We start from the raw sequence: 7,514 nt of genomic DNA, 5'->3' as shown, positions 1-7,514 counted from the left end.
CGACAAGCTCGCCGCCGAACTCGACGAGCAGCAGAAGACGGAGTTCGCGCGGCAGGAGTTCCAAGCCGTGCTCGAGCGGCTCCCGAAGCCGCCGCGCGACGACCCGTGGCGTCGCCTCAGCGGACTGCACACGGTGCGCGGTCGCCGCTCGCTCGCGGTCGCCCGGTCCCTGTGGCAGGCGCGCGAGGACTACGCCCGCGAGCAGGACGTCGCCCCGGGCCGCCTCGTGCCCGACCGTGCGCTCGTCGCTGCCGTGCTGGCGGATCCGCAGAGCAAGCAGGCGCTCGCGGGCGTGAAGGAGTTCAACGGACGCGCGAGCCGCACGCAGCTCGACCGCTGGTGGAACGCGATCGTCGCCGGGCGCGAGTCCACCGACCTGCCGCCGGACCGCGTCCCCAGCGACACGCTGCCGCCGCCGCGCGCATGGGCCGATCGCAACCCCGAGGCCGACCGCCGTCTCAAGGCCGCGCGACCGGCGGTGGAGGCGCGGGCGGAAGAGCTCCGGATGCCGACCGAGAACCTCCTGACCCCCGAGACGCTGCGCCGCGTGGCGTGGACTCCCCCGGCCGAGGTCACCGCCGAGTCGATCTCGGGCGCCCTCGCGGAGCTCGGTACGCGGCCGTGGCAGATTGAGCAGACTGCACAGGTGATCGCGGATAGTTTTGTAGCTTCCCTCAACGCCGATCCCGACCAGTCGGAACCGACTTCGTAGGTTCGGACAACCGATTCTTCGCGCCGCGGCGCGTTTCCTAGGCTGGCTGCATCCCAAACAATGGAGGCAGAGTGGCCGAGATGTCGGACGTCTTCTTCGTCGACGGTATGCGTACCCCCTTCGGGCGCGCCGGCGAGAAGGGCATGTACTGGAACACCCGCGCGGACGACCTGGTCGTCAAGGCGATCATCGGGTTGATGGAGCGCAACGGCGACGTGCCGAAGGACCGGATCGACGACGTGGCCATCGCCGCGACGTCGCAGACCGGCGACCAGGGCCTCACCCTCGGACGCACGGCGGCGATCCTCGCGGGTCTGCCGATGACCGTGCCGGGCCTCGCGGTCGAGCGCATGTGCGCCGGTGCGATGACGAGCGTCACCACGATGGGCGCCTCGATCGGCGTCGGCATGTACGACCTCGCCCTCGCGGGCGGCGTCGAGCACATGGGCCGGCACCCCATCGGGGCCAACGCCGACCCGAACCCGCGCTTCGTCGCCGAGAAGCTCGTCGACCCGGGCGCGCTGAACATGGGCGTGACGGCCGAGCGCATCCACGACCGCTTCCCGCACCTCACGAAGGAGCGTGCGGACCGGTTCGGCATGGCCAGCCAGCACAAGGCGCAGGCCGCGTACGAGGCCGGCAAGTTCCAGCCCGACCTCGTTCCGGTCGCGATCAAGGATGCCGAGGGCGCCTGGGGCCTCGCCACCGAGGACGAGGGGCGCCGCCCCGAGACGACCCTCGAGGGTCTGGCATCCCTCAAGACGCCTTTCCGCCCGCACGGTCGCGTGACGGCCGGGACGTCCTCGCCGCTCACGGACGGCGCGACGATCAGCCTGCTCGCGGGCTCCGACGCCGTGAAGGAATTCGGCCTCGCGCCCAAGATGCGGATGGTGTCGTTCGCGTTCGCCGGCGTGCAGCCCGAGATCATGGGCATCGGCCCGATCCCCTCGACCGAGAAGGCGCTCAAGAAGGCCGGGCTCACGATCGACGACATCGGTCTGTTCGAACTCAACGAGGCGTTCGCGATCCAGGTCATCTCGCTGCTGGACCACTTCGGCATCGCCGACGACGACCCGCGCGTGAACCCGTGGGGCGGCGCGATCGCGCTCGGTCACCCGCTCGCGGCATCCGGTGTCCGTCTCATGATCCAGCTCGCAGCGCACTTCGCCGAGCGTCCCGACGTGCGGTACGGCCTCACGGCCATGTGCGTCGGTCTCGGCCAGGGCGGTTCGGTGATCTGGGAGAACCCGTTCTTCGACGGAAAGAAGAAGCGCAAGTGACCGACTACTCCGCGATCGATTTCTCGCCCCTCGACGGACTCAGCGCCGACGAGGTCGTCACCCACTCCCCCGTGCGCGACGTGCGCCTGCCCTCGGGCAACGTGGTCGCGCTCGTGACGCTCGACAACGGCCGCGACCACACCCGCCCGAACACGCTGGGTCCCGCGACCCTCGCCGAGCTCGGTCGCACGCTCGACACGCTGAAGCAGCGGGCCGCGGCCGGAGAGATCCACGCCGTCGCGATCACCGGGAAGCAGTACATCCTGGCCGCCGGCGCCGACCTCTCCGAGGTGGCGAACCTGCCGTCCAAGGACATCGCGCGCCTGATCGCGCAGCGCGGGCACCAGGTGCTCGGGTCGCTGTCCGAGCTCGGGGTCCCGTCGTTCGCGTTCGTCAACGGCCTCGCGCTCGGTGGCGGTCTCGAGATCGCGCTGAACTCGACGTACCGCACCGTCGACGCCTCCGCGGCCGCGATCGCGCTGCCCGAGGTGTTCCTCGGGATCATCCCCGGCTGGGGTGGCGCGTACCTGCTGCCCAACCTCATCGGCATCGAGAACGCGCTCGAGGTCGTGGTGTCGAACCCGCTCAAGCAGAACCGGATGCTCAAGCCCCAGCAGGCCTTCGACCTCGGGATCATGGATGCCATCTTCCCGGCGGCGTCCTACCTCGAGGACTCGCTGCGCTGGGCCGACGGCGTCCTCACGGGTCGCGTCAAGGTCGAGCGGAAGAACGAGCCGGGCAAGATCGAGCGCCTCACGAAGTGGCCGATCGCGATCAAGGTCGCGCGCGGCATGCTCGAGTCCAAGATCGGTACGGTCCCCCGCTCCCCCTACGTCGCGCTCGATCTGCTCGACAAGGCCAAGAGCGGCACGAAGGCCGAGGGCTTCGCCCGCGAGGACGAGGCTCTCGCCGACCTCATCGCGGGCGATCAGTTCGCGGCATCCATGTATGCCTTCGATCTCGTTCAGAAGCGCGCGAAGCGGCCGGTCGGTGCCCCCGACAAGGCGCTCGCCAAGAAGGTCACGAAGGTCGGCGTCATCGGTGCGGGCCTCATGGCCTCGCAGTTCGCGCTGCTGTTCGTGCGGAAGCTGCGGGTGCCCGTCGTCATCACCGACCTCGATCAGGGACGCGTCGACAAGGGCGTGGCATCCATCCGCGAGGAGATCGGCAAGCTCGAAGCCAAGGGCCGCGTGGACGCCGACACCGCGAACCAGCTGCGCGCGCTCGTGCACGGAACGACCGACCGCGGAGAGTTCGCCGACTGCGACTTCGTCATCGAGGCCGTGTTCGAGGAGGTGGGCGTCAAGCAGGAGGTGTTCTCCGCGATCGAGAAGATCGTCGCCGAGGACACGATCCTCGCCACCAACACCTCGTCGCTGTCGGTCGCCGAGATCGGTTCGGCGCTCGAGCACCCCGAGCGGCTCGTCGGCTTCCACTTCTTCAACCCCGTCGCGGTCATGCCACTCATCGAGGTCGTGAAGACGGAGGCCACCTCCGACGCCGCGCTCTCAACGGCGTTCGTCGTGGCCAAGGGGCTCGGCAAGAACGCCGTGCTGACCGCGGACGCACCCGGGTTCGTCGTGAACCGCCTGCTGGCGAAGGTCATGGGCGAGGCCGCGCGGGCCGTGTACGAGGGCACGCCTCTTCCCGTCGTCGAGAAGGCGTTCGCGCCCCTCGGCCTCCCGATGGGGCCGTTCCAGCTCATCGACCTCGTCGGCTGGAAGGTCGCCGCGCACGTGCAGGACACGATGGCGGGGGCGTTCCCGGAGCGATTCTTCGCGTCCGAGAACTTCCACGAGCTCGCGGCTCTTCCCGAGGTCGTCGAGAAGGACAAGGGCGGCCGCGTCACCGGCTGGACGAAGGCGGCGCAGAAGGTGCTCGTCACCGGCAAGACACCGGTCGCGCCCGAGACGATCCTCGCCCGCGTGCAGGACGGCCTCGCGCAGGAGATCAAGATCATGCTCGACGAGGGCGTGGTGCCCGAGGTGCAGGACATCGACCTGTGCCTCATCCTCGGCGCGGGCTGGCCGTTCATCGACGGCGGAGCGTCGCCCTACCTCGACCGCGAGGGGGCGTCGGAGCGCGCCTTCGGCGACACGTTCCACCACCCGCCGATCCGCGGCATCGGCGGCTGAGAGCCGACATACGACAGCGGCGCCGTCCCCGAGGGGGGCGGCGCCGCTGTCGTCCGTGCGGTACTTACGGGCGGGTCTTCTCCCACTCCTGCAGCGTCGGGATCGCGCCGGTGGGCGTCTGACGCGCCATCGGGATGCGGGTGCCGAGCACCTGGGCCACCACGTCATGGGCGATCTTGGATGCCGTGAGTCCGGCATCCTCGAGAATCTGCTCACGGGTGGCGTGGTCGATGAACTCGTCCGGGATGCCGAGCTCGTCGACGGCCGTGTCGACGCCGGCCTCGCGCAGGACCTGGCGGACGCGGGTGCCGACGCCGCCGACGCGGATGCCGTCCTCGATGGTGATCACGAGCCGGTGCTCGCGCGCGAGGTCGACGATCGACGGCTGCACGGGGATCGCCCAGCGCGGGTCGACGACCGTGGCGCCGATCCCCTGCGCACGCAGCCGCTCGGCGACCTCCATCGCGAGGTGGACCATGGGTCCGATGCCGACGAGCAGCACGTCGTCGGACGTGCCGCGCGCGAGGACGTCGACGCCGTCGGGCAGGCGCTCGATCGCGTCGAGGTCGGCGGGGACGCCGCCCTTCGGATACCGCACCACCGTGGGCGCGTCGCCGACGGCGACGGCCTCGCGGAACTCCTCGCGCAGGCGCGTCGCGTCGCGCGGAGCGGCGATCCGGATGCCGGGGACGAGCTGCAGCATCGCGAGGTCCCAGATGCCGTGGTGGCTCGGGCCGTCGGGGCCGGTCACGCCCGCGCGGTCGAGCACGAACGTGACGCCGGCCTTGTGCAGGGCGACATCCATCATGACCTGGTCGAACGCGCGGTTCATGAAGGTCGCGTAGATCGCGACGACCGGGTGCAGACCGCCGAAGGCCAGGCCCGCGGCCGAGGCGACCGCGTGCTGCTCGGCGATACCGACGTCGTACACGCGCTCGGGGAAGCGCTCGGCGAAGGACTGCAGGCCCGTGGGCCGCAGCATCGCCGCGGTCATCGCGATGACATCGTCGCGCTCGGCCCCGACCGCGGTGAGTTCCTCGGCGAACACGTCGGTCCACTGGGGGCCGCCGCCCGAGCCGAGGGCCTCGCCCGTGATCGGGTCGATCTTGCCGACGGCGTGGAACTGGTCGGCCTCGTCGCTGAGCGCCGGGGCGTATCCGCTTCCCTTGTCGGTGATCGCGTGCACGATGACCGGTGCACCGTAGGACTTCGCGAGCTCGAGCGTCTCGATGAGCGACTCGAAGTCGTGCCCGTCGATGGGTCCGAGGTACTTGATGTCGAGGTTGCTGTAGAGCGCCTCGTTGTTCGTGAAGCGCGACAGGAAGCCGTGCGTGCCGCCGCGGACGCCGCGGTAGACGGCGCGGGCCGCGGGCCCGAGGCGCCGGAACAGCGTGTCGGAGCTGCGGTGGAGGTGCCGGTACGCCTCGTTCGTGCGCACGCGGTTGAGGTAGCGGGCCATGCCGCCGATCGTCGGGGCGTAGGAACGGCCGTTGTCGTTGACCACGATGACGAGGTTGCGGTCGTTGTCGTCGCTGATGTTGTTCAGCGCTTCCCACGTCATACCGCCGGTGAGCGCGCCGTCGCCGACGACGGCGATGACGTGGCGATCCTTACGGCCCGTGCGCGTGAACGCCCGCGAGACGCCGTCGGCCCAGCTCAGCGAGCTCGACGCGTGCGAGGACTCGACGATGTCGTGCTCGCTCTCGGAGCGCTGCGGGTAGCCGGCGAGGCCACCCCGTGACCGCAGGTTCGCGAAGTCCTGACGGCCGGTGAGGATCTTGTGCACGTACGACTGGTGCCCGGTGTCGAAGATGATCGGGTCGGCCGGGGAGTCGAAGACGCGGTGGAGGGCGATCGTCAGCTCGACGACGCCGAGGTTGGGGCCGAGGTGACCGCCGGTGCGGGCGACGTTCTCGACGAGGAACGAACGGATCTCGGCCGCGAGCTGGCGCAGCTGATCGGGGGTGAGACCGTCGAGGTCACGGGGACCGTGGATGCCGGGTAGGAGAGCCATGTGACTCCTCTCGTGCGGTGCGCACAGAGGTCTGCGCGTCTGTCGATTCTAGTCTCGGCGCCGGGAAGAGGCCCGGCAATGGCTTGCCAGCGAGCGATCGATGGTGTCGGGAAACGCAACCGCGCCCCGGGGGCCGAGGCTCCCGGGGCGCGGTCGAGGCGGGGTCAGACGAGCGAACGCAGCACGTACTGCAGGATGCCGCCGTTGCGGTAGTAGTCGGCCTCACCGGGGGTGTCGATGCGGACCACGGCGTCGAACGTCACGGTCTGCTTGCCCTCGGGCGAGAACTCGCTCGGCTCGGCGGTGACCTTCACCGTCTTGGGGGTCACGCCCTCGTTGAGCTGCTCGAGGCCCTCGATCGAGACGATCTCGGTGCCGTCGAGACCCAGCGACTTCCAGCTCTCGCCGGCGGGGAACTGCAGCGGGACGACGCCCATGCCGATGAGGTTCGAGCGGTGGATGCGCTCGAAGCTCTCGGTGATGACGGCCTTCACGCCGAGCAGGTTCGTGCCCTTGGCCGCCCAGTCGCGCGACGAGCCGGAGCCGTACTCCTTGCCGCCGAAGATGACCAGCGGGGTGCCCTGCGCCTGGTAGTTCTGGCTCGCGTCGAAAATGAACGACTGCGGGCCGCCGGGCTGCGTGAAGTCGCGGGTGTACCCACCCTCGACGACCTTGCCGTCGTTGACCGCGGCGGTCAGCTCGTTCTTCAGGCGGATGTTCGCGAACGTGCCGCGGATCATGACCTCGTGGTTGCCGCGGCGCGAGCCGTAGGAGTTGAAGTCCTTCTGCGCGACGCCGTGCTCGGTGAGGTACTGCGCGGCGGGCGTGCCCGCCTTGATGTTGCCGGCCGGGCTGATGTGGTCGGTCGTGACCGAGTCACCGAGGGTCGCCATGACCCGTGCGCCGCTGATGTCGGTGACCGGCGACGGCTCCATCGACATGCCGTCGAAGTACGGGGCCTTGCGGACGTAGGTGGAGTCGGCATCCCACTCGAAGACCGGACCGGTCGGGGTCGGCAGGTTCTTCCAGCGCTCGTCGCCCTCGAAGACGGTGGCGTACTGCTGGATGAACTGCTCGCGCGAGATCGACGCGTCGATGATCGACTGCACCTGGTCGGGGGCGGGCCAGATGTCCTTCAGGAAGACGTCATCGCCGTTCTGGTCCTTGCCGAGCGGGTCGGTCTCGAAGTCGAAGTTCATCGAGCCGGCCAGCGCGTAGGCGACCACCAGCGGCGGGGAGGCCAGGTAGTTCATCTTCACGTCGGGGCTGATGCGGCCCTCGAAGTTGCGGTTGCCCGAGAGGACGGCCGTGACGGCGAGGTCGTTCTCGTTGATCGCCGCGGAGACCTCCTCGATGAGGGGGCCGGAGTTGCC

General features: G+C 69.7%; 5 protein-coding genes. 3 read left to right on the top strand and 2 right to left on the bottom strand.

The window, feature by feature from the left end:
• The 3 genes from I5G_RS21965 to I5G_RS10830 form a co-directional block, all read left to right on the top strand.
• On the top strand, nucleotides 1-712 hold a 712-nt coding region (locus tag I5G_RS21965), incomplete at its 5' end, for an HRDC domain-containing protein (protein WP_022879071.1).
• 71 nt (nucleotides 713-783) lie between these two features.
• Entirely contained in the window at nucleotides 784-1,992 is a 1,209-nt protein-coding gene (locus I5G_RS10835; protein WP_022879070.1) for a thiolase family protein, read from the top strand.
• Nucleotides 1,989-4,127, top strand: a complete 2,139-nt coding sequence (locus I5G_RS10830; RefSeq protein ID WP_022879069.1) for a 3-hydroxyacyl-CoA dehydrogenase NAD-binding domain-containing protein — start codon at nucleotides 1,989-1,991, stop codon at nucleotides 4,125-4,127. Before I5G_RS10835 ends, I5G_RS10830 begins: the two co-directional genes overlap by 4 nt.
• 64 nt (nucleotides 4,128-4,191) lie before the next feature.
• Here the strand turns inward: I5G_RS10830 and dxs are convergent, their stop codons facing one another.
• Together dxs and I5G_RS10820 are read right to left on the bottom strand one after the other, a co-directional pair.
• Nucleotides 4,192-6,141 carry a 1-deoxy-D-xylulose-5-phosphate synthase gene (gene dxs, locus I5G_RS10825; protein WP_022879068.1) on the bottom strand — a complete coding sequence of 650 codons (1,950 nt, stop codon included), beginning with the start codon at nucleotides 6,139-6,141 and terminating at the stop codon, nucleotides 4,192-4,194.
• A gap of 164 nt (nucleotides 6,142-6,305) precedes the next feature.
• Nucleotides 6,306-7,514: aconitase family protein (locus tag I5G_RS10820; RefSeq protein WP_022879067.1), on the bottom strand; the 1,209-nt coding region annotated here is incomplete at its 5' end.

This window comes from Microbacterium sp. B19, from assembly GCF_000333395.1.
GTDB lineage: Bacteria > Actinomycetota > Actinomycetes > Actinomycetales > Microbacteriaceae > Microbacterium.
The sequence above is the reverse complement of the archived record's forward strand: the minus strand, read 5'-3'. Positions and strand labels throughout refer to the sequence as shown.